Origin of the sequence: Acidimangrovimonas sediminis, assembly GCF_002871005.1 — a bacterium.
In the GTDB taxonomy this organism is placed as follows: Bacteria; Pseudomonadota; Alphaproteobacteria; order Rhodobacterales; family Rhodobacteraceae; genus Acidimangrovimonas; species Acidimangrovimonas sediminis.
Map to the genome: position 1 here is coordinate 92,146 of NZ_PHSN01000005.1, position 22,349 is coordinate 114,494.

The following is a 22,349-nucleotide window of genomic DNA, read 5'->3' on the forward strand; positions in this document are numbered from 1 at the left end:
GTCCGACTCTCTTACGCGTGCGTGACACATGACCTATTGCGTCGGCCTCCTCCTCAACGAAGGCATGGTCCTTCTGTCCGATACCCGCACCAACGCGGGGCTCGACAATATCTCGATCTATCGCAAGACCTTCGTGTTCGAGGCGCCGGGAGAGCGGGTGATCACGATCCTGACCGCCGGCAGCCTGTCGGTCACCCAGACCGCGATCGCGCTTCTGCGCGATGCGATCGACGACCCGGACGCGGATCACAACACCTCGATCATGAAGGCCCCGACCATGCTCAAGGTGGCCGAGATGATCGGCAACACGCTGGCCTCGGTGCGCCAGGACATCGAGGCGAAGATGAGCGCGGCGAAGGTGTCGACCGCCGCCTCGATGATCGTCGCGGGGCAAAGGAAGGGCGGCGGCCCCCGGATGTTCCTGATCTATCCGGAAGGCAACTTCATCGAGGCGACCGAGGACACGCCCTACCTGCAGATCGGCGAGCACAAGTACGGCAAGCCGATCCTCGACCGGGTGGTGACGATGGAGACCACTTTGCAGGACGCACAGAAGGCGGTGCTGCTGTCGATGGATTCGACGCTGCGGTCGAACCTGTCGGTGGGCATGCCGTTGGACCTTACGGTGATCGCGCGCGACGATCTGCGGGTGACCTCGCAGCGCCGGATCGAGGCGGGCGACGACCAGTTTCGCGAGATGAGCGACGCCTGGAGCCAGGCGCTGCGCGACGGGTTCACCCGGATCGCGATCTGAGGTCGCGCGGGCGGTGGGGGCAGAGGCGGGGGCGCTGCCCCCCTGCACCCCCCCGGGATATTTTCGCTCAGAAGAAAGGGAGGGCCCGGCATGGTCCGAGTGTTGATCCATCAGCCGATCCATGCGGCCGGCGAGGCGCTGTTGCGTGACGCGGGGCTGGAGATCGTGCGCGAAGGGCCGATGGCCGAGGCGGATGCGGTGATCGTGCGCACGGGCCGGGTCGGGGCGGAGGCCTTCGGTGGGCGCCTCGGGCATGTCTCGAAGCACGGGGTCGGGGTCGACAACGTCGACCTCGAGGCGGCCCGGGCGGCGGGGGTGTTGGTCACCAACACGCCGGGGGCCAACGCGGTGGCGGTGGCCGAGCATGCCCTGATGCTGATGCTGATGCTGGCAAAGTCGGCGCCCGCGATGGAGCGCGCGGCGCGGGCCGGGTGCGGCGGCATCGGGGTGGCGCCGGTGGTCGACCTGGCCGGGCGGCGACTGCTGATCGTGGGGTACGGCGCCTCGGGGCGGCGGCTTGGCGTCATGGCGCAGGCGCTGGGGATGCGGGTGTCGGTGGTGTCGCGGTCCCTGCGGGGAGAGGCGACCGGGGAGGGCTTTGCCGTCGCGCCCGATCTCATGGCGGCGCTGCCCGAGACCGACGTCCTCTCGCTCCACTGTCCGCTGACGGAGGAGACCCGGGGCATGATCGGCGCCGGGGAACTGGCGGCGTTGCCCGCGGGGGCGTTCCTCGTGAACGTCGCGCGGGGCGGCATCGTCGACGAGGCGGCGCTGCTGACCGGGGCGGGGCATCTTGGGGGCGTGGGCCTCGACGTGACCGAGGTGGAGCCCTTGCCGGTGGAAAGCCCGCTGATGGATTTGCCGAACCTGATCCTCACGCCGCATTCCGCGGGGATCAGCGAGGGGGCGATGCGGCAGATGGCGGTGCAATCGGCGCAGAACGTGATCGACGCGCTGTCGGGGAAATTGGATCCGGCCTGCGTGATCGTACTGCGGTAGACCCGGCGCCTGTTAGGCAGCGCCCTGACCTTCATCTTGGCAGAAGTCCTCCACGGGGGGCCGGGGTGAAACCCCCGGCGCCGTCGCAGATCCCGGGGGCGGCGTCAGGCCCCGAGGATCCCCGGCAGGTTCAGCCCGTGTTCGCGGGCGCAGTCCTTCGCGATGTCATAGCCCGCGTCGGCGTGGCGCATCACGCCGGTGGCCGGGTCGTTCCAGAGCACGCGCTCCAGCCGCCGGTCGGCATCCTCGGACCCGTCGCAGACCACGACCATGCCCGAATGCTGCGAGAAGCCCATGCCGACGCCGCCGCCGTGGTGCAGCGAGACCCAGGTCGCGCCCGAGGCGGTGTTGAGGAGCGCGTTCAGAAGCGGCCAGTCCGACACCGCGTCGGAGCCGTCCTTCATCGCCTCCGTCTCGCGGTTGGGCGAGGCGACGGAGCCGCTGTCGAGGTGGTCGCGGCCGATCACCACCGGGGCCTTCAACTCGCCCGTCCGCACCATCTCGTTGAACTTCAGCCCGGCGCGGTGGCGGTCGCCGAGGCCGATCCAGCAGATCCGCGCGGGCAGGCCCTGAAAGGCGATGCGTTCCCGCGCCATGTCGAGCCAGCGGTGCAGGTGGGCGTTCTCGGGGAAGAGCTCCTTCATCGCCTGATCGGTCTTGTAGATATCTTCCGGGTCGCCCGACAGCGCGGCCCAGCGGAAGGGGCCCACGCCGCGGCAGAACAGCGGGCGGATGTAGGCGGGGACGAAGCCGGGGAAGGCAAAGGCGTTTTCCAGCCCCTCTTCCTGCGCGACCTGGCGGATGTTGTTGCCGTAGTCGAGCGTCGGCACCCCGGCGTTCCAGAAATCCACCATCGCGGCCACGTGGTCGCGCATCGAGGCGCGGGCGGCCTTTTCCACGGCCTTGGGTTCGCTCTCCTGCTTGGCGCGCCATTCGGCGACACTCCAGCCCTTGGGCAGGTAGCCGTGCAGGGGATCGTGGGCCGAGGTCTGGTCGGTCACGATGTCGGGGCGGCCGTTGGGCATCGGCGCGCCGGCCTTCATCCGCGCGACGATCTCGGGGAAGACATCGGCGGCGTTGCCGATGAGGGCCACGGATTTCGCCTCGCCCTTCGCCGTCCACTCGGCGATCAGTGCCAGCGCCTCGTCCAGCGTCTGGGCCTTGGCGTCGCAATAGCGGGTGCGGATGCGGAAATCGGCCCGGGTCTCGTCGCATTCGACGGCGAGGCAGCAGGCCCCCGCCATCACCGCGGCCAGGGGCTGGGCGCCGCCCATGCCGCCGAGGCCGCCGGTCAGGATCCACTTGCCGGTGAGGTCGCCGCCGTAATGCTGGCGGCCGGCCTCGGCGAAGGTCTCATAGGTGCCCTGCACGATGCCTTGCGTGCCGATGTAGATCCAGGACCCGGCGGTCATCTGGCCGTACATGGCGAGGCCCTTCTTGTCGAGCTCGTTGAAATGGTCCCAGGTGGCCCAGTGCGGCACGAGGTTGGAGTTGGCGATCAGCACCCGGGGGGCATCGCGGTGAGTGCGGAAGATGCCCACCGGCTTGCCGGATTGCACGAGGAGGGTCTCGTCCTCTTCGAGCGACTTGAGCGAGGCGACGATGCGGTCGAAATCCTCCCACGTGCGGGCGGCACGGCCGATGCCGCCGTAGACCACCAGCTCGTGCGGATTCTCGGCCACGTCGGGGTGGAGGTTGTTCATCAGCATGCGCATCGGCGCCTCGGTCAGCCAGGACTTGGCAGTGATGTCGGTGCCGGTGGCGGGAAAGACATCGCGTAGGTTGTGGCGGGGGCCGGCGGATTTGGTGCTCATGATCGGGCCTTTCGGTGGGGCGGAGAGCGCCGGGGGTTTCACACCCCCGGACCCCCGTGGAGTATTTGGTCAAGAAAGAAGGGGAAGCGAGGTTTCGGTGGCCTCGGTCAGCGCGCCGATCTCGATCAGCTTTGCGGCCGCGGCGAGGTCGGGGGCGAGGTAGCGGTCTTCCCGGAGGGGGGCGATGTCGTCGCGGAGGCGGGCGATCGCGGCCTGAAGCGGCGTGGACGTCGTGAGCGGGGCGCGGAAGTCGATGCCCTGCGCGGCACAGATCGCCTCGACGCCCAGGATGCTGTTCAGGTTTCCGACCATCTTCGTCAGGCGCCGGGCGCCGTGGGCGGCCATGCTGACGTGGTCTTCCTGATTGGCGCTGGTGGGGGTGGAGTCGGTGACCGTAGGGGTGGCGAGGTGCTTGTTCTCGCTCATCAGCGCCGCGGTGGTCACCTCGGCGATCATCAGGCCTGAGTTGAGGCCGGGCGCGGGGGTGAGAAATGGCGGCAGGTCGTGGCTGAGCGTGGGATCGACCATGAGCGCCACGCGTCGCTGCGCGATGGCGCCGATCTCGGCCACGGCGAGGGCGATCATGTCGGCGGCAAAGCCCACGGGTTCGGCGTGGAAATTGCCGCCCGAGACGATGAGGCCGGCCTCTGAGAGGACGAGCGGGTTGTCGGTGGCGGCGTTCGCCTCGATCTCCAGCGTGCGGGCGGCCTGGCGCAGGACGTCGATCGCCGCGCCCAGCACCTGCGGTTGGCAGCGGATGCAGTAGGGATCCTGCACGCGGGTGTCGCCGATCCGGTGGCTTTCGCGGATTTCGGAACCGTCGAGAAGGGCGCGCATCGATGCTGCCGCCTCGATCTGGCCGGCATGGCCGCGGAGGCTGTGGATCTCGGGCTGAAGCGGGGCGGTGGAGCCCATGATCGCGTCGGTCGACAGCGCCGATGTGACCAGCGACGATTCTGCCGCGCGCCAGGCCGAGAACAGGCCGGCCAGCGCCCAGGCGGTGGAGAATTGCGTGCCGTTGATCAGCGCGAGGCCTTCCTTCGGGCCGAGCGTGATCGGGGTGAGGCCTGCCGTGGCGAGGGCCTCGGCGCCGGGGAGGACCCGGCCCCCGATCTCCGCCTCGCCCGCGCCGATCATCACTGCGGTCATATGGGCGAGCGGGGCGAGATCGCCCGAGGCGCCGACCGAGCCCTGGGCCGGGACAACTGGGGTAACGCCGGCCGCCAGCATCCCCTCGATCAGCTCGATCACCTCCCAGCGCACACCCGAGGCGCCGCGGCCGAGGCTGAGGAGCTTCAACGTCATCATCAGACGGGTGATTGCTGTGGGGCAGGCCTCGCCGACCCCGCAGCAATGAGAGAGGATCAGGTTTCTTTGAAGAGTTTCTGTGTCTTGCGGGGCGATCTTGAGGCTGGCGAGCTTGCCGAAGCCGGTGTTTACGCCGTAGACCGGGGCAGAGCCGGCCGCGGCGGCGGCGATCTGCGCCTGGGCCGCTTCGACCGCGGGCTTGCAGGCGCGGTCAAGCTGTGCCGGAGCGTCAGTGCGCCAGATTTGTTCCAATTGTGAAAGTGACGTGGCGCCAGGCGCGAGGGTTTCAGGCGACAAGCGTGCCTCCGATGATGCGTTTGTGCAAGGGGGTGGGGCCGACGCGATAGGCGAGCTCAGCCGGTTCGCGGGCCTCCCACACGGCGAGGTCGGCGCGGAGGCCGGGGGCGATCACGCCGCGGTCGGAAAGGCCGAGCGCGCGGGCGGCGATGCGGGTGGTGCCGGCCAGCGCCTCTTCCGGCGTCATGCGGAACAGGGTGCAGGCCATGTTCATGGCGAGGCAGAGCGAGGTCATGGGCGCCGTGCCCGGGTTGCAATCGGTGGCCACGGCCATCTCGGTGCCCGCCGCGCGGAGCGCGTCGATCGGCGGCAGCTGCGTCTCGCGCAGGGTATAGAAAGCGCCGGGCAGGATCACCGCGACTGTGCCCGCGGTGGCCATGGCGGCGGCCCCCTCGGCGTCGAGATATTCGAGGTGATCGGCCGAGAGCGCGCCGTGCCGGGCCGCCATCGCCGCGCCGCCAAGGTTGGACAGCTGCTCGGCATGGAGCTTCACCGGCAGGCCGAGGGCGCTTGCCTCGGCGAAGACCGTCTCGATCTGCGCGGGTGAAAAGGCGATGCCCTCGCAAAAGCCGTCGACGGCATCGACCAGCCCTTCGGCATGGGCCGCGCGGAGCGCAGGGATCACCTGTTCGGCAAGGAATTCATCGTCGCGGCCCTTGTATTCGGGCGGGGTCGCATGGGCGCCGAGGAAGGTGGTGACCACGCTTATCGCCCGCTCGGAGCCGATCCGGCGGGCGGCGCGCAGCATGCGAAGTTCGGTTTCGATATCAAGGCCGTAGCCTGATTTCACCTCGATCGTGCCGACCCCTTCGGCAAGCATCTGGTCGACCCGCGGAAGGGCCTGCGCGACCAGCGCGTCCTCGCTTGCCGCACGGGTGGCCGCGACGGTCGAGACGATGCCGCCCCCGGCCTTCGCGACCTCTTCGTAGGAGGCGCCGTTCAGCCGCATCTCGAACTCGCGCGCGCGTTGACCGCCGAAGACCACGTGGGTGTGACAGTCGATCAGCGCCGGCGTGACGAGGCGGCCGCCCATGTCCATCCGCTCGCCCTCCGGCGCCTCGGCGGAGGGGCCGGCCCAGGCGATCCGGTCACCTTCGATCGCCACCGCGGCGCCGTCGATCAGGCCATAGGGTGCGCCGCCCGAAAGCATCGTCGCGAGCCGCAGGTTGTCGAGAATCATCGTCATCGTGCTTGCCTTATGATCATGCTTTTCGATAATATGTCTGTACATATTAATCGCTGTCAAGGACGGGACATGACCGGGAACGTGATCTTTGCCGAGAAGGCGCTCTTGCCCGGCGGCTGGGCGGACAATGTGGCGATCGGCCTGCGGGGCGGGCGGATTGTCGAGGTCACGCCGGGCGCGGCGCCGCAGGGTCTGCACCGGGGCATCGTGCTGCCGGCGCCGGTGAACCTGCATTCGCATGCCTTCCAGCGCGCGATGGCCGGCATGACAGAGCGGCGCGGCCCCGACCCGCGCGACACGTTCTGGACCTGGCGGCGGCTGATGTTCCGCTTCCTCGACCAGCTGACGCCGGAGGATGTCGAGGCGATCACCGCCTTCGTGCAGATGGAGATGCTGGAGGCGGGCTATGCCGGGGTGGCCGAATTTCATTATCTGCACCACCGTCCCGGAGGCGCGCCGCATGACAATCTGGCCGAGATGTCGGTGCGGGTCGCGGCGGCGGCGGCGGAGACGGGGATCGGGCTGACGTTGCTGCCAGTGCTTTACCAGCAGGGCGGCTGCGACGGGCGGGCGCTGGGGCCGGGGCAGGTGCGTTTCGGCAACGACCCGGCCCGCTTCGCAGGTCTATGGGAGGGGGCGAAACAGGCCGTCACGGGGCTTGGGGATGCCACGATCGGGGTCGCGCCCCATTCCCTCAGGGCGGTGAGTCGCGCGGGGCTGGCCGAGGTGGCGGGGCTGGCACCTGACCTGCCCATCCACATGCATCTGGCCGAGCAGGTGGCGGAAGTTGACGAGATTTCAGAGGCCTATGGCGCACGCCCGTCGGAATGGCTGTTGGCCAACCACGCGGTGGACCCGCGCTGGTGCCTGATCCATTGCACGCAGATGGAGCCGGCGGAGACCCACGCGCTGGCCGCCACCGGCGCGGTCGCGGGGCTGTGCCCGATCACCGAGGCGAACCTTGGCGACGGGATCTTCGACGGGGTGCGCTATCTCGACAAGGGCGGACGGTTCGGCATCGGATCGGACAGCAACATCCGGATTTCGCTGTCCGAGGAACTGCGGCAGCTGGAATATTCCCAGCGGCTGCGCGACCGGGGGAGAGCGGTGCTGGCGACGCCGGACCGCTCCACCGGGCGGGTGCTTTACGAGGGGGCGGTCGCGGGCGGCGCGCAGGCGGCGGGGCGGGCCTCGGGCGCCATCGCGCCGGGGATGTGGGCCGACCTCGTCGCGCTGGATGCGGCCCAGACCGACCTGATCGCGCGCCAGGGCGATGGGATCCTCGATGCATGGATCTTCGCGGGCGACGACCGGTTCGTGACCGATACCTGGGCCGCCGGGCGGCATGTGGTTTCCGAGGGGCGGCATCGGCATCACGACACCATCGCCGGGCGCTATCGCCGGGTGATGGCAGCGCTGGGGGACCGGCTGTGACCACGCCCGGGGCGGGCCCGAAGGGGTGGGAGGCGATCCGTGCCGAGGTGCTGCGCCGGATCGACCGGCGCGAATGGGCGCCCGGCGCGGTGATCCCCCCCGAGGCGGAGCTGGCCGAGGAGTTTGGTGTCGCGCGGGCCACGGTGAACCGGGCGCTGCGCGAACTGGCGCTGCAGGGCGTGGTGGAGCGTCGCCGCAAGGCCGGCACGCGGGTGGCCACGCATCCGGTGCGCCGCGCGGTGGTCGAGATCCCGGTGACGCGGCTGGAGGTCGAGGGGCGGGGCCAGTGCTACGCTTTCCATCTGACTGGCTGCGCGCTGGTGGTGCCGCCGCCGCCGGTGCTTGCCCGGCTCGGCCTCGCGCCGGGTAGCCGGATGTGGCATGTCACGACGCTGCATCTGGCCGACGGGCGGCCGTTCCTTTACGAGGATCGCTGGCTCAACCCCGCGCCGTTGCCCGCGGGATTCGATCCTTCGGAACCCGCGCTCAGCATCAACGAATGGCTGGTGAAGAACGTGGCCTATACCTATGGCGACATTGCCTTTTCCGCCGAACCCGCCAGCGAGGGTGAAGCGCTTCAGCTGGACGTGCCCAAAGGCGCGCCGGTCTTCGTGATCGAGCGCACGACCTGGGCCGGCGAAGTGCCGGTGACGCTGGTGCGGCTGGCCTACGGGCCGGGCTACCGGCTGCGGACCGTGCTCTAGCCGAAGGCTGGCGCGGGGCCACCGGCAGGCGCGGGGCCGCCCGCGGCGATCGGTGCGCGCCCAAGGTAGAACCAGTTGCAGCCACAGATGGCGGCGCCAAGCTCGGCTTCCAGCAGGGCCGCGTCCTCTTCGTCGGTAAGTTCGACATGGGTGATGTAGCCGGGCGATCCGGTCGCGGGGTTGTCGTGGATCTCCCACATGCCGGTCGCGCGTGTCTCAAGCAGCGCGATCAGGGCGGGAATGTCAGCCTCGGTCAGCACGGCGCGCAGGCGGTGCGGCGTGGGGGCGGCCCGGGCATGGAGCAGGCCCGAGCGCGGCAATTGCCCGGTGCGCAGCATCTCGCGCGCCCAGAGGTGGAAATCGCCCACCGACCCGTCAAGGCGCCGATGCCGCACGTCGGTTTCATAGCCCGCGACCATAAGGCGCCAGGTTTCGGCCAAAACTCCCGAGATTGCAGCATATTGGCCATCTATCTTCATGTGAGAGCAGAAAAAGGTGACGCCGCCGAATTCCGCCGTGGTCATGGCGCCCAAGGGGTTCAGGGGGCTGTCGTCCTGTCCCGGCGCGCGCTGGACGAACTTGCCGGCGAAGCCGAGCTCGCCGTGGATGCCGGTGATGCGCCAGGTCAGCTCGTACTCGGGCCGAAAGCCCTTGCGGAAGAAATCCCGCGCGTCGCCGGTGATATCGGGCAGGTCGTGCATGAAGATGCCTCCGCATTCATGAAAGCGCATGTGATGCGGCGTGTCGAGGGGGGGGAGGGCCTGCGCCGGCCCTTGGCGCATCCCATCCTTTGGATGGCGGCGCTCTATCCCCGCCACGTCCCTCAGGCGAACGCGCATCACACAGGGGTGACAGCGCGCCCGCCAGGGGCGCGGGCCCGGGCCGGGCGCCGCCGCTGACGCCTTTGCCGTACCCTCAGCCCTCTCCCGCAAGGTTGCGCCGCACGATCCCCAGCAGTCGGCGATTCCGGTGCAGATCAGGGTGGAAAAATCCAGCTTCACGTAGAACGCGGCCTGCGGCAGCGCGCGGCGGAACTCGCTCACCCAATCGCCGATATGGGGGGCGGCAAGGTCGTGCTGCATGGCGATCCGCAGGGTCACCGCCGCCTCGCCGGTCGGATCCATGGCGCGCAGGCTTTCGGTCCAGACCCGGCGCAGCTGACACAGGCGCTGGCCAAGGGCGCGCGCGACATGGGCGCGCGGATCGAACGCTTCTGCCCGGTGACGGGGGTGCGACGGGAGGGCGGCGATTGGGTGGTCGAGACCGCGAAAGGCACGGTCCGCTGCGCGGTGGTGGTGAATGCCGCCGGCTATTACGCGCGCGAGGTGGGGCGAATGTTCGGCCGCGCGGTGCCGCTCCGATGAGGACGCGTTCTGGCTGATCACCGCGACCGCCGCCCAGGCGTATGACGGCGACTGGCTGCGCGACCACCTCTCCCCGGGGCTGACGCTGGTGGAGGAGACCGAGGCGTGGTCGTGCCAGATCGTCACCGGCCCCGCCGCGCGGTCGGTGCTGGCGGGGGTGACGTCTGCCGACCTGGCGCTGCCGCGGCTGAGCTGGCAAGCGGCCCAGCCTGGCGGGGGCCGAGGTGATCCTGATGCGCGTCTCCTTCGCCAGAGAGCTGGGGTGGGTGGTGCATGCCCGGCTAGCCGACATGCCCGGGGTGTGCGCGGCGCTGATGAAGGCGGGGCGCCCGCTGGGGCTGCGGCCCTTCGGCATGTTCGCGCTGGACGCCCTGCGGCTAAGGGCTACCGGACGTGGAAGGGCGATCTGTCGACCGATTACACCGCGCTGCAGGCCGGGCTGGGCCGGGTCATCGACTTCGGGAAGGGCGCGTTTCGCGAGCGTGACGCGCTGCTGGCCGAGCGGGCGGCGGGCCCGGTGAAGCGCTTCGCCATCTTGCGCGTCGCGGCCGGCGAGGAGGACGCGCCCTACATGTCGAGGCTGTGGCGCGGCGACAGGGTGGTCGGCGAGACGACCTCGGGCGGCTGGGGGCACCGGGTGGGGGCCCCGCTGGCGCTGGGGATGGTGCGGGCGGATCTGGTCGAACCGGGCACGGCGCTGGAGGTCGAGATCTTCGGGCGGCGCTATCCGGCGGAGGTGCTGGAGAGCCCGGCCTGGGACCCGCTGAACGCGCGGTTGCGGGGCTGAGAGGGCGGGACCGGGGGTTTCCCACCCCCGGACCCCCGGGGAGTATTTCCACAAGAAAGAAAGGATGTGGGAATGGAACGTGTCGAGCAAGGATATGTGCCGGTGACGGCGGGCCGGGCGGCGCGGAGTGGGGCCCGTGCTGGGGCCCGTGCTGGGGGGCGTGCTGCGCGGATGGCGCTGCGGCAGGCGCCACTGGCCGAGGATCTGCGGCCGATCCGGCCCGGTCTGCGGGGCGGCCAGTACAGGCCGCTGAGCGATGCCTGCGTGGCGCGCATTCACGAGACGGCGTTGCCGGCGCTTTCGGAGATCGGGCTGGCCAATGCGCCCCCCTCGGGGATCGAGATCCTGACCGGTGCCGGGGCGGAGCTGGGCGAGGATGGGCGGATCCGGTTCCCGCGAATGCTGGTCGAGGAGATGCAGGCGGTGGCGGCGCGGGGGACCACCCTGCATGGCCGCGATGCGGCGCATGACCTGCAGCTGGGCGATGCGCGGGTGCATTACGGTACGGCGGTGGCGGCGGTGCATGTGGTGGATCTTGAGACCCGGAGCTACAGCGAATCGACCGCGGCCGATCTTTATACCGCGGCCAAGCTGGCCCAGCATCTCGACAACGTGCATTTCTTTCAGCGCCCCATGGTCTGCCGGGACATCGCCGACCCTTACGAGATGGACGTGAACACGCTCTACGCCTGTCTTTCGGGCACGACCAAGCATGTCGGCACCTCGTTTTCCGATCCGGTCAACGTGGCGGGTCGCCTGGACCTGATCCACCTTGTCCGGGGGAGGGCGAGGCAGCCTGGCGCGCGCGGGCCTTCGTCAGCAATTCCAATTGTTTCGTCGTGCCGCCGATGAGATTCGCCGAGGAAAGCTGTCGCACGATGGAGGCCAGCGTGCGGGCCGGGATGCCGGTTCTTTTGTTGTCGGCGGAACAGGCGGGGGCGACCGCGCCGGCTCCGATCGCCGCCGCGATCGTGCAGGCGGTGGCGGAATGTCCGGCCGGTGTCGTCTATGTCAACGCGATGGCGCCGGGGCATCCGGCGATCTTCGGCACCTGGCCCTTTGTCAGCGACCTGCGCACCGGTGCGATGTCGGGCGGGTCGGCGGAACAGGCGCAGCTGACCGCGGGCTGCGCCCAGATGCACCGCCACTACGGGCTGCCCGGTGCCGCCGCCGCGGGGATGTCGGATGCCAAGCCGCCGGACATGCAGGCGGGGTGGGAAACCGGGATAAATACCGTGATGGCAGGGCTTTCGGGGCTGAACCTCGTCTATGAGGCGGTGGGGATGCAGGCCTCTCTGCTGGGGTTCAGCTTCGAGGGGATGGTGTTGGGTGACGATGTGCTGGGCCAGGCCCTGCGTGCGGTGCGCGGCATCGAGGTGACCGAGGACAGCGTGGGGATCGAGACGATGCGCGAGGTTTGCCTGGGCGCGCCGGGGCATTACCTCGGCCATCCCCAGACGCTGGACCGGATGCAGCGCGATTACGTCTATCCCGCGGTCGGCAACCGGATGAGCCCGAAGGAATGGGACGAAGCGGGGCGGCCCGATCTGCTGGCCGGGGCTGCGCAGCGGCGCGATGCGATCCTCGAGCGGGCGGGCTGTACCCTGTCGCCCGAGGTGGATGCGGCGGTGCGCGCGGGCTGGCGCATTCACTTCGAGGCCTGAGCCGGGGGGCTTGAGGGACAGGGAGAGCGGCATGAAATACGGGTTCATCGGGTTGGGGGAGCTGGGCGGCGCGCTGGCGGCAAGCCTGTTGCGGGCGGGGTTCGGGGTGGTGGTGCATGACCTCGATCTTGGGGCCGTTGACCGGCTGGTGGCCGCCGGGGCCGAACGCGGCGCGGGTCCGGCGGAGGTGGCGGCATGGGTGGAGGCGGTGATCACCTGCCTGCCTTCGCCCAAGGTGTCGAAGGCGGTGCTCTAGGCGATGCTGCCCGCGATGGCGCAGGGCGCGACATGGATCGAGGCGTTGACGCTTGGGCGCGAGGAGATCCTGCGTCTTGCGGCGCGGGCCACGGGCGCCGGGGTCGTGGTGCTGGAATGCCCGGTGACCGGAGGCGTGCACTTGGCCGCGCGGGGCGAGATCACGGTTCTGGCCGGCGGCGGCACGGCGCTGGTCGGGGCGCATCGCCCGGCGCTGGAGGCGATGGGGGGCCGGATCTTTCACATGGGGCCGCTTGGGTCGGCCGCGCTGATCAAGGTGATCACCAACATGCTTTCCTTCATCCACTTGGTCGCGGATGGCGAGGCGCTGATGCTGGCCCGGCGCGGCGGGCAGGACCTGGCGCAAGCCTGGGCGGCGATCGCGGCCTCGTCGGGGTCGAGCTTCGTGCATGAGACCGAGGGGCAGCTGATCCTGAACGGCAGCTATGACGTGGGGTTCTCGATGGATCTCGCGCTCAAGGATCTGGGCTTTGCCTTGGGGTTCGGGCGGGAACTGGGCGTGCCGCTGGACCTGGCGGGCATCGTGCAGCAGACCTTCGTCAGGGGCCGCACAGCCTATGGCGGGACGGCCCAGTCGACGCGGATCGTCCGGCTGCTCGAGGATCTAACGTGGACCGAGCTGCGGGCCGAAGGATTTCCGGCACGGCTGACGTGATCACGCCTCGGTCGGGTCGATCAGCGCGATCTCGCCCTTCGCCTCGAGATCGCGCACGGCCGTGATCACCGCGGTCATCGCCTCCTCCCCGTCCTTTTCCTTCACCTTGCCGCGGGCCGCGACCTCTTCCTTCAGGCCGTTCGCCATGCGCTGGGAAATGTTGTCGAGGATGAAAGAGGCGGCGGCGGCCAGTTCGTCGGTCGTGGCGGCGGCCAGCGCGGTAACGAGAAGGCCCTGCTCCACCTCGCGCAGGATCTTGGGCACGTCGCGCGGTTCCACCCGGGCAGGGAGGTGGGCGAAGGTGAAGATGGTCTTGCGCACCTCCTCGGCGAAATGGCGGTCATCCTGGTCGAGGCCTTGCAACACCTCGTCCCGGGTCGCGGCGGGCGAGATGTTGAGGATCGCACCGACCCTTTCCACCGGGCCGTCGGCGAAGGCCTTGGCCGGCCGCGCGTCCAGCTGGCTGGCCAGCGCCAGGCCGATGCGGCGCACGGTGTCGGGGTCGACGTTGCCGGTGAGCGACATGGCATAGGCCACACGCCGCGCGCGGTCGCCGGGCAGCTGGCCCAGAAGATCGGCAGCCCGCGGCACCGGCAGCTTCGAGAGGAGGACGGCCCCCACCTCGATGCTTTCCTCCTCGATCACCGACAGCAGCGCCTCGGACGGCAGCGCCGCGATCTTTTCCCACGGATCCCCGGCCATCCCCGGGCCGGCGAGACGACGCAGGCGCGTCGCGGCAGACTCGCTCAGATGTCCGTCTAGCATGGTCAGAGCGCCCTCCAGCCCGCCGGGGAAGGACAGGCCGATCCCCTCGACCGCGTCCAGGAACTCTGTCACCACGGCGCCGAGGGTCAGCCGGTCGACCGAGCGCATCGCGCCGATCTGTTCGGTCAGTGCGGTCTGCACCTCGTCGGGCAGCGAGGCGAGCGGCAGGGGCGCGCCCTCGGCAAGGAGGAGGCGCACGATCACGGCAGCCTTTTGCCGCCGTGTCAGAACGGCGCCCCCGCGGCTGGCGGAGTCGAGGGTCAACTGGGCAAGCGCCTGGGTCACGGTCATCCTCCGGGCTGTGTCGGCGGGAGGATCGCAGGCGTGGGTTAAATCGGCCTTACCGGGATCGGTTCGGGCCGTGGCGCGTCAGCTGCCGATCTTCGGCACGCAGGCATCGGCCGCGGCATCCCAGCTTTGGCCATCAGCGCAGGCGCTCGCCTCGTGGCGTTCGCAGGCGAACGCTGGTGTGGCGAGGGCGCCGAGGCCCATCAGGGCCGCGAGGATCAGCGCGGAAAGCTTCATCATCGTCTCCCTCTCTGGTCGGTGGGGAGATGAGAACACGGAAACGTGAGTCGCGGCAAGGCAGCGCTGGTGCGGGGGCGGTTTCCTGCCACCCGCCGGGGCCTCCTTCCGCTGGGGCCTCCTTGTGCGCTTCGCTGCGCGTCGGGGGACGGACGCGGCCGATGAGACGCGGAGCGCCCGAAGAGGGCGCCCGCCGTGTGTCCGCGCAGTCAGGCCGGAAAGAAGGACGTCAGTCCTTGCCGAAGACCCGGGCGAAGATCGTGTCGACGTGCTTGGTGTGGTAGCCGAGGTCGAACTTCTCCTCGATCTCGGCGGGGCTGAGCGCCGCCGTCACCTCGGCATCGGCCAGGAGTTCTTCCTTGAAATCGCGGCCCTGTTCCCAGACCTTCATCGCGTTGCGCTGCACCAGCCGGTAGGCGTCTTCGCGGCTCACGCCCGCCTGCGTCAGCGCCAGCAGAACCCGCTGCGACATCACCAGGCCTTTGAACTTGTTCATGTTGGCCAGCATGTTGTCGGGATAGATCACCATCTTCTCGACGACCCCCGCCAGCCGATTCAGCGCGAAGTCGAGCGTCACGGTCGCATCAGGGCCGATCCCGCGCTCGACCGAGGAATGCGAGATGTCGCGCTCATGCCAGAGCGCCACGTTCTCCAGCGCCGGCACCACGGCGGAGCGCACGAGCCGCGCCAGACCCGTCAGGTTCTCGGTCAGCACCGGGTTGCGCTTGTGCGGCATGGCCGACGAACCCTTCTGGCCCGGCGAGAAGAACTCCTCGCCCTCCAGAACCTCGGTGCGCTGCATGTGGCGGATCTCGGTCGCGACGTTCTCGATCGACGAGGCGATGACGCCCAGCGTGGCGAAGAACATCGCGTGGCGGTCGCGCGGGATCACCTGGGTCGAGATCGGTTCGGGGCGCAGGCCCATCTTGGCGCAGACGTGCTCCTCGACCGACGGGTCGATGTTGGCGAAGGTGCCGACCGCGCCCGAGATCGCGCCGGTGGCGACCTCGTCGCGGGCGCGTTCCAGCCGGGTCTTGTTGCGGTCCATCTCGGCGTAGAAGCGCGCGAAGGTCAGGCCCATGGTGGTGGGTTCGGCGTGGATCCCGTGGGAGCGGCCGATGCGCACCGTGTTTTTGTGTTCCAGCGCGCGTTTCTTCAGCGCGGCCAGCAGCTTGTCCATGTCGGCCAGAAGGATGTCGGCCGCGCGCACCAGCTGCACGTTCAGGGTGGTGTCCAGAACGTCGGACGAGGTCATCCCCTGGTGTACGAAACGCGCTTCGGTCGATCCGATGTGTTCGGACAGGTGCGTGAGGAAGGCGATGACGTCATGTTTCGTCACTGCCTCGATCTCGTCGATGCGGGCGACGTCGAATTCCACGTCCTTGGCCTTCCAGACGGCCTCGGCGCTTTCCTTCGGGATCACGCCGAGGGCGGCCTGGGCGTCGCAGGCATGGGCCTCGATCTCGTACCAGATGCGGAACTTGGTCTCGGGCGACCAGATGGCGACCATCTCGGGGCGGGAGTAACGCGGGATCATGGGGGCCTCTCATGGTTTGCGGACGCGCGCGGCGACTTCTAGACTGGGGCGGACGCAGGGGCAACAGGGCAGCGGGCTGCAGGGTGGAAATGCGGGGATTGGCGGAGTTCGAGGGGGTGTGGCGGATCGACCGGTCGATCGAGGATCGGCTGGCCGGGCAGGCCGGGCGGTTCGAGGGCCGCGCGGTGCTGGCGCCCGACGGGCCCGGCGCGCTGGTCTATGACGAGGAAGGGAGGCTGACGCTGGGCAACGCGCCCGCCATGGTCGCCACGCGGCGCTACTTCTGGCGGGCCGAGGCGGGGCGGATCGCGCTCAGCTTTGCCGACGGCCGCCCGTTCCACACCTTCGATCCGGGCGAGACCGCCCCGGCGGCGTTTCACGATTGTGCGCCCGACGCCTATGCCGTGCGCTACGACTTCTCGGACTGGCCCGTCTGGCGCGCGGTCTGGGAGGTGCGCGGTCCGCGCAAGGATTACCGGATGGAGAGCCTTTACCTGCGCGCCTGAGGATGCGCGAGGTGAGCGTTCGGGGGCTGCGTTCAGGTTCCGGCAGGCGGGCGCTCCGGGGAAAGCCTGCCCGTCGCTCCCCATCCTCGTGACGACGCGACCCGCGTCCTCCACGACACCGGGCTAGGTCTGCCATCCGACAGCCCCGAGCCGCGCCCGATCCTTGCCCCCAGGGGGCATGGCGAGGTTGTCGCGCGCGCAGTCGTTGGCGGAAGGTGACCAGGTAATCCACCGGCCATGGGGCGACGGGCTGGCGCCCACCGGGGGCGGCGCTGCCCTCATCGCTCCTGCCAGCACTACAGCCTCAGGGCCTCTCGCCAACGTGAGGTCCCGTGCGCGATTGTTTCATGTGCAACGAATTTTCTGAACGCTACCGTCACCCCCGGAGGAGGCCGCCGCGGCGGCCATGACATATGGGGGGAGAACATGCGCGACATTGCGACGGACGGCCGGCATACGGCCCGGCACCTGAGGGCGCGGCTGGATCGCTTGCAGGTCTGGTCGATGGCACCGGCCTTCCTGGGGATCATCGGCCTGGGGTTCCTGTTCACCTTCTACGACATCTTCGACATCAACGTGTCGTTCATCCAGACCTGCACGCAGCTGGTGCCGGGCTGCACGCCGGAAAGCACGGTCAACTGGATCGGCCTGCCGGTGCTGCTGAACCTCGCGGGCTATGTCGTGGGAACGCTGGCGCTCAGCCCCGTGGCCGACCGGATCGGGCGGCGCAACATGCTGATGATCACCATGCTGATCACGGGGCTCGGGTCGCTCTATACCGCGCTGGCGCCGACATATGCGCATTTCGTCATGTCGCGCGTCGTGACCGGGGTGGGGATCGGCGCCGACCTCGCCATCGTCAACACCTATATCAACGAGGTCGCTCCGCGCCGCGCGCGGGCGCGATTCGCCACGGTGATCTTCATCATGTCGGCGCTGGGGGCCTTCCTCGGGATCTGGCTGGGCCTGTTCCTGACGACGCCCGCCGCGCCCTGGCCCATGGGCCTGCCCTTCGCGATCGGCGGAGAGGGCTTTGCCGCGGGCTGGCGCTGGATGTACGGGGTCGGCGCGATCCTTGCGGGCGTGGCCATCCTGATGCGGGTGAAGCTGCCGGAATCGGCGCAATGGCTGATCCAGGCCGACCGTCTGGACGAGGCCCACGCGGTCGTCACCGGGATGGAGACCCGCGCCGCCCTGAAGGGCCCGCTGGCCGAGCCGGACACGGCCGCGATGCCCGACGAGATTCCCCGGATGTCGGCGACGCCGTTCCGCGACCTCTTCGGCAACCCGCTCTACCTGCGCCGGCTGATCCTGCTGCTGGGCGTATGGTTCATCGGCTACATCACCGTCTACGGCTTCGCCGCAGGCTTCACCTCGGTGCTGACCTCGCTGCATTACCCGCCGCCCGAGGCCGGCGTGATCGCGGCGGTCGGGACGCTGGGATTCATTGCCGAGGCGGTGATCATGTCGTGGATCGTCGAGCGGATGGAGCGGCGCTACTGGCTGCCGGTGGGCGCGGTGGTGACGCTGGCGGGGGCCGGGCTGATCGCGGTGGCGGGGGTGCATGTCGGCATGGCCTTCGCGGGGTCGATCCTGGTTTTCGCGGGGTTCAACCTCTGGGTTTCGCCGACCTATGCGCTGACGGCCGAGATGTTCCCGACGCGGGCACATTCCACCGGGTTCGCGTTGGTCGACGGGATCGGGCACCTCGGCGGCGGGTTCGGGATCATGGTGATCGCCCCGCTCCTGCCGCGGATGAGCGTGCTGGGCGCGCTGATGCTGGTCTCGGGCTTCCTCGTGGTGGCCGCGGTGCTGGTGCAGTTCACCCTGCACACCCGCAACCGGCACCTGCATGAGGTCTCTCCCTGAGGCGGACGACCGGGGAGGGGGCCGGCTGCCGGGGCGAGACCCTTGCGCGGCGCCCCGATCCGGGGCACAACGCTTGAAAACGCAACCGCGAAGGAGACGCGAGATGGCGCTTGCCGCTTCCCACAAGGTACTTGCCGAGAAACTGCTGCCCGCCGAGGGTTCCGCGCTGCGCCTCAAGCAGGTGGCGCTGGTCGCCGGCGGCGTCGCCGCGATGATCGTGGCGGCCAAGATCCGGGTGCCGATGTGGCCGGTGAATGCCACGATGCAGACCTTCGTCGTGCTGACCATCGGCGCGGCCTATGGCATGCGCCTGGGCCTCCTGTCGATGCTGGGCTACCTCGCGCTCGGCGCACTGGGCTTTGGCGTCTTCACCGGGCAGGGCGCGGGCCTTGGCTACATGCTGGGCGCGACCGGCGGCTACCTCGTGGGCTTTGCCGCTGCGGCGGGCGTCATGGGCGTTCTGGCGCGCCGCGGCTGGGACCGGTCCTTCGGTACCATGGCGCTGTCGATGGCGATCGGCCTGGCGCTGATCTACGGCTTCGGCCTGGCCTGGATGGCGGTGCTGTTCGCCGACAAGGGCGCGGCCTGGGTGCTGCAATACGGGCTGGTGAACTTCCTGCCGTTCGAGGTTGCCAAGGTCGCGCTGGCGGCGCTGCTGTTCCCGGCCGCCTGGCGCCTGGTCGGCCGCGCCCGCGGCTGATCCCGCCCCGACGGCATTCGACAGGATCGAATTCGAAAGGCGCGTCCCCCGGGGCGCGCCTTTTGCCTTGGCGGCGGCGCCCCGGGATGGGCAAGGCAGGGGGGCGCCGCTCCCCTTGGCCCCCCGGGAGTATTTTCGCCAAGATGAAGAGGGGCGCGCGTCCGTCAGCGGCGTGAGAGCGAGACGGCGAGGGTGCGGTAGGGAAAGCGCACCGTGGCGCCCTGAAGCTCGGCGAAGTCGCGCCGGAGCGCGAGGATCTCGTCGCGGACCGTCGCGCGGGTCTCGGGCGGCAGGGCGGCGATGAAGCTGACCGACATCACGCGGTTCAGCACCACGTCCTCGAAGCTGCCGTCGTGGGTGTGGGTCGAATAGGCCTCGTGCATCGCGCCGAATTCGGGATGCGGAAAGACCTTGCGCCAGGCGCCGGTATGAAACCGCGGGGCGTCGCCCTCGTATGGGGTCATGATGCGGGTAAGCTCGGCCACCCAAGGCGTGGTTTCGTCGCGGATGTTCCACACGAGGCCCAGGCTGCCACCCTGGCGCAGGATGCGGGCGATCTCGTCCAGCGCCTCGGTCGTGGCGAACCAGTGGAAGGCCTGGGCGCAGATCACCACATCGGCGGCCCCGCGTGCGAGGCCGGTCTCGTCGGCGGTCCCGCCCTGCACCGTGACCCCGGGGAGGGCGGCAGCGAGGGTGTCGCGCATCTCCGCCACCGGCTCGACCGCGGTGACCTCGGCGCCGGTCCCGGCCAGCAGCCGGGTGAACTTGCCGGTGCCGGCGCCAAGCTCGACCACCCGCATTCCGGGCCCCAGCGCCATGCGGCCCAACAGCCACGCCTCCAGCTCGGGCGGATAGCCGGGGCGGCCCCGGGCATAGGTGTCGGAGGCGGCGGCATAGCCCGTTGCGGCGGCATGGTGCAGGTCGGTCATGGGGGTCCTTTCAATCCGGCGAAGAGGGCGCTGAGACGCCGCGCCTCGGCATCGAGGCCGAAGGGCGGGTTGACCACGAACATCCCAGAGCCGGTCATGCCATGGCCGGGCCGCGCCGGGGGAAAGCCCACCTCGTGGCGCAGCGCCCCGGGAAAGGCCTGTTTCAATGCCGCCAGCATCGGCAGATGTGCGCGGCTGGTCAACAGTGGATACCACAGCATCAGGATACCCACGTTCCACTTGCGGTGCACCTGGGCCAGCATCTTCGGCAGCGTGGCGTAATCGTCCTTCACCTCGTAGCTGGGGTCGACCAGCATCAGGCCCCGCCGCGGCTCGGGCGGGGTCAGCGACAGCGCCATCTCGGCGCCGTCCTGACGGATCACCCGGGCGGGAAAGTCCGACATTGTCGCCTCCAGCGCGGCGTGCTCCTGCGGATGCAGCTCGGCCAGCGTCAGGTTGTCCTCGAACCGAAGCCCGAGGGCCGCGACGAGGGGGGAGCCGGGATAGGCATCCGCGCCGTGGCGCGCCCGGGTTCCGGCCAGCGCCCTGGCATAGGGGTGATCGGGAGGAAACCAGCCCCGGGCCTCGGCCACGGCGATGCCCTGCGCCGCCTCGCCGGTCTTGCGCGCCTCCTCGGCCGTGAGCCGGTAGAGACCGCGCCCCGAATGCGTCTCGAGATAGCTCAGCGGCTTGGGCTTCCGCGTCAGATAGGCGATCGTCCAGGCCAGCAGCGCGTGCTTGTGCACATCGGCCATGTTCCCGGCGTGATAGATATGCTGGTAGGAAAGCATCGGTCCTCCCGCGCCGTATTGCCCCCGCGGCATAGGCGGGGCGGTCCGGATTGGCAAGCGCGCGCCGACATCCCGCCCTGTCCCCGCCGATCCAGATATCCCCGTCAACACTCCCGGGGACATTCCCCTTTCATTGTTCTGCAAATACGCAAGCGACGCCTCCACCCCCCGCCAGCGCCGGGCGAAGGCTCTCCTAGTCCGCCGTGAGGGCCGGCGTCGCTCCGGTCAGCCGGGTCTCGATCTTCGCGCCGCGCGACAGGGTGCGGTGCACCGGGCAACGGTCGGCGATCTCGATCAGCCGCCCGCGCTGCTCGGCGTCGAGCGGCCCGTCGAGGGTGATCACCCGGGTGAACCGGTCGAGCTTGTCGTCCTCGGTGCAATGAATGCAATCCTGCGCATGAACCTTGTCATGGGTCACGTCGACCCGGACATGGGCCAGCGGCCAGCCCTTGCGCCGCGCATACATCCGTATCGTCATCGAGGTGCAGGCACCCAGCCCCGCGGCCAGGAACTGGTAGGGCGACATCCCACGGTTCGTCCCGCCATAGGCCTTGGGCTCGTCCGCCAGGGCATGGTGCACGGCGCCCGCGCTGATGTCCTGCAGGAAGCCGCGCGGATCGGCCTCGGACACCCGGGTCACACCCTCGGGCGCGCCGGGCGGCGGCGCTGGGGGCCTGAGGTCGAGATAGCGCGAGGCCCAGGCCGCGATCACCCCGGCGGCATATTCGGCATCCGCCCCGTCGCTGATCAGGTGATCGGCCTTGTCGAGGGTGACGAAGCTCTTGGGATGTTTCGCGGCGATGAAGATCCGCGTGGCATTCTCGATCCCCACGACCTCGTCCTCGGGCGCGTGCATCACCAGCAGCGCGCGCTTGAGATGGCCGAGGTCGGCGGTGATCGCGTCGCCGCAGACATCCTCGATGAAATCGCGCCCGATGCGGAACTTGCGCCCGGCCAGCGTGACCTCGGCCCAGCCCTCGGCGTCGATGCGTTCCAGCGCGCCCGCGAAGTTGCGCGCCACGTGGCCGGGGTCGTAGGGGGCGCCCAGCACCGCCACCGCCTTGGCCGAGGGAATCGACCGGGCCGCGCGGATCGCCGCCGCCCCGCCAAGTGAATGTCCGATCAGCAGGGCCGGGGGCATGTCCCGGTCGGCAAGCGCCCCGGCCGCGGCGACCAGGTCTTCGACGTTCGAGGTGAAGGTGGCGTTCTCGAACTCGCCGCCAGAATGGCCGAGGCCGGTGACGTCGAACCGCAGCACCGCGATCCCCATCGCCGCAAGGCGCCGGGCGATGCGCCGCGCCGCCAGGATGTCCTTGCCGCAGGTGAAGCAATGCGCGAACAGCGCGGTCGCAAGATGCGGCCCCTCGGGCAGGTCGAGCCGCGCGGCGAGGCGATCGCCCGCGTGGCCCGAAAAGATCATCTTCTCGGTCGGCATCTTTTTCGTCCCCTCTGCCGCGAACGTGCCGCGAAAGCGGCGCACCGGGC

Annotated in this window: 20 protein-coding genes and 2 pseudogenes; 12 read left to right on the forward strand and 10 right to left on the reverse strand. The window is 69.7% G+C overall.

Translation table 11 applies throughout. The features are described 5' to 3' along the window. Positions 1–28: 28 nt before the first annotated feature. Both CVV76_RS04835 and CVV76_RS04840 read left to right on the forward strand, forming a co-directional pair. Entirely contained in the window at positions 29–754 is a 726-nt protein-coding gene (locus tag CVV76_RS04835) for a peptidase (RefSeq protein ID WP_102223513.1), read from the forward strand. Positions 755–844: 90 nt separating this feature from the next. Beyond that, on the forward strand, positions 845–1,753 hold the full coding sequence (locus tag CVV76_RS04840; RefSeq protein ID WP_102223514.1) for an NAD(P)-dependent oxidoreductase: 909 nt from the start codon (positions 845–847) through the stop codon (positions 1,751–1,753). 104 nt (positions 1,754–1,857) lie between these two features. Here CVV76_RS04840 and hutU read toward each other — a convergent pair whose 3' ends face one another. The 3 genes from hutU to hutI form a co-directional block, all read right to left on the reverse strand. Further along, positions 1,858–3,567, reverse strand: coding sequence for a urocanate hydratase (gene hutU, locus CVV76_RS04845; RefSeq protein WP_102223515.1), 1,710 nt, complete (start codon positions 3,565–3,567; stop codon positions 1,858–1,860). A gap of 69 nt (positions 3,568–3,636) precedes the next feature. After that, positions 3,637–5,172 carry a histidine ammonia-lyase gene (hutH, locus tag CVV76_RS04850; protein WP_102223516.1) on the reverse strand — a complete coding sequence of 512 codons (1,536 nt, stop codon included), beginning with the start codon at positions 5,170–5,172 and terminating at the stop codon, positions 3,637–3,639. Then, positions 5,162–6,358 (reverse strand): imidazolonepropionase, encoded by a 1,197-nt coding sequence (hutI, locus tag CVV76_RS04855; RefSeq protein ID WP_102223517.1) that lies wholly within the window; start codon positions 6,356–6,358, stop codon positions 5,162–5,164. The genes hutH and hutI overlap by 11 nt, the downstream gene beginning before the upstream one ends. 69 nt (positions 6,359–6,427) lie before the next feature. Between hutI and CVV76_RS04860 the strand changes: the two genes are divergently transcribed. Both CVV76_RS04860 and CVV76_RS04865 read left to right on the forward strand, forming a co-directional pair. Next, positions 6,428–7,792, forward strand: coding sequence for a formimidoylglutamate deiminase (locus CVV76_RS04860; RefSeq protein ID WP_102223518.1), 1,365 nt, complete (start codon positions 6,428–6,430; stop codon positions 7,790–7,792). Beyond that, positions 7,789–8,496: a GntR family transcriptional regulator gene (locus tag CVV76_RS04865; protein ID WP_102223519.1), complete on the forward strand. Its 708-nt coding sequence runs from the start codon at positions 7,789–7,791 to the stop codon at positions 8,494–8,496. The genes CVV76_RS04860 and CVV76_RS04865 overlap by 4 nt, the downstream gene beginning before the upstream one ends. On the opposite strand, the gene CVV76_RS04870 is transcribed toward CVV76_RS04865, so the two are convergent. Continuing rightward, on the reverse strand, positions 8,493–9,197 hold the full coding sequence (locus CVV76_RS04870) for a hypothetical protein (RefSeq protein ID WP_146010244.1): 705 nt from the start codon (positions 9,195–9,197) through the stop codon (positions 8,493–8,495). The genes CVV76_RS04865 and CVV76_RS04870 overlap by 4 nt on opposite strands. Positions 9,198–9,509: 312 nt before the next feature. Here CVV76_RS04870 and CVV76_RS04875 point away from each other — a divergent pair, with 312 nt between their 5' ends. From CVV76_RS04875 to CVV76_RS25335, 5 genes and pseudogenes are all read left to right on the forward strand, one after another. Then, entirely contained in the window at positions 9,510–9,860 is a 351-nt protein-coding gene (locus CVV76_RS04875) for an NAD(P)/FAD-dependent oxidoreductase (RefSeq protein WP_332888533.1), read from the forward strand. Next, complete coding sequence (locus CVV76_RS04880; RefSeq protein ID WP_102223522.1) at positions 9,796–10,647, forward strand: glycine cleavage T C-terminal barrel domain-containing protein; 852 nt, start codon at positions 9,796–9,798, stop codon at positions 10,645–10,647. Before CVV76_RS04875 ends, CVV76_RS04880 begins: the two co-directional genes overlap by 65 nt. A gap of 171 nt (positions 10,648–10,818) precedes the next feature. Next, positions 10,819–12,311, forward strand: a pseudogene (locus CVV76_RS04885) (trimethylamine methyltransferase family protein). 31 nt (positions 12,312–12,342) lie between these two features. Further along, a pseudogene (locus tag CVV76_RS25330) lies at positions 12,343–12,804 on the forward strand (NAD(P)-dependent oxidoreductase); the annotation flags it as partial. 6 nt (positions 12,805–12,810) lie between these two features. Then, a complete protein-coding gene (locus tag CVV76_RS25335) occupies positions 12,811–13,242 on the forward strand; it encodes an NAD-binding protein (protein ID WP_269844481.1) in 432 nt (143 codons plus the stop codon). Here CVV76_RS25335 and CVV76_RS04895 read toward each other — a convergent pair whose 3' ends face one another. From CVV76_RS04895 to purB, 3 genes are all read right to left on the reverse strand, one after another. Then, complete coding sequence (locus CVV76_RS04895; protein WP_102223523.1) at positions 13,243–14,298, reverse strand: flagellar motor switch protein FliG; 1,056 nt, start codon at positions 14,296–14,298, stop codon at positions 13,243–13,245. 78 nt (positions 14,299–14,376) lie between these two features. Beyond that, positions 14,377–14,535, reverse strand: a complete 159-nt coding sequence (locus CVV76_RS24900) for a hypothetical protein (RefSeq protein WP_158243097.1) — start codon at positions 14,533–14,535, stop codon at positions 14,377–14,379. Positions 14,536–14,761: 226 nt separating this feature from the next. Next, a complete protein-coding gene (gene purB / locus CVV76_RS04900; protein ID WP_102223524.1) occupies positions 14,762–16,069 on the reverse strand; it encodes an adenylosuccinate lyase in 1,308 nt (435 codons plus the stop codon). Between the two features lie 98 nt (positions 16,070–16,167). On the opposite strand from purB, the gene CVV76_RS04905 reads away from it, so the two are divergent. From CVV76_RS04905 to CVV76_RS04915, 3 genes are all read left to right on the forward strand, one after another. Further along, a complete protein-coding gene (locus CVV76_RS04905; RefSeq protein ID WP_408607874.1) occupies positions 16,168–16,575 on the forward strand; it encodes a DUF6314 family protein in 408 nt (135 codons plus the stop codon). Between the two features lie 426 nt (positions 16,576–17,001). After that, a complete protein-coding gene (locus tag CVV76_RS04910) occupies positions 17,002–18,444 on the forward strand; it encodes an MFS transporter (RefSeq protein WP_102223526.1) in 1,443 nt (480 codons plus the stop codon). 103 nt (positions 18,445–18,547) lie between these two features. Beyond that, positions 18,548–19,144, forward strand: coding sequence for a biotin transporter BioY (locus CVV76_RS04915; RefSeq protein WP_102223527.1), 597 nt, complete (start codon positions 18,548–18,550; stop codon positions 19,142–19,144). A gap of 164 nt (positions 19,145–19,308) precedes the next feature. Here the strand turns inward: CVV76_RS04915 and CVV76_RS04920 are convergent, their stop codons facing one another. The 3 genes from CVV76_RS04920 to CVV76_RS04930 form a co-directional block, all read right to left on the reverse strand. Continuing rightward, entirely contained in the window at positions 19,309–20,073 is a 765-nt protein-coding gene (locus tag CVV76_RS04920; RefSeq protein ID WP_102223528.1) for a class I SAM-dependent methyltransferase, read from the reverse strand. Beyond that, the gene (locus CVV76_RS04925) at positions 20,070–20,864 is read right to left on the reverse strand and encodes a 23S rRNA (adenine(2030)-N(6))-methyltransferase RlmJ (RefSeq protein ID WP_102223529.1); all 795 of its coding nucleotides are present in this window, start codon (positions 20,862–20,864) and stop codon (positions 20,070–20,072) included. The genes CVV76_RS04920 and CVV76_RS04925 overlap by 4 nt, the downstream gene beginning before the upstream one ends. A 193-nt stretch (positions 20,865–21,057) precedes the next feature. Beyond that, a complete protein-coding gene (locus CVV76_RS04930) occupies positions 21,058–22,299 on the reverse strand; it encodes a bifunctional alpha/beta hydrolase/OsmC family protein (protein ID WP_102223530.1) in 1,242 nt (413 codons plus the stop codon). Positions 22,300–22,349: the final 50 nt, after the last annotated feature.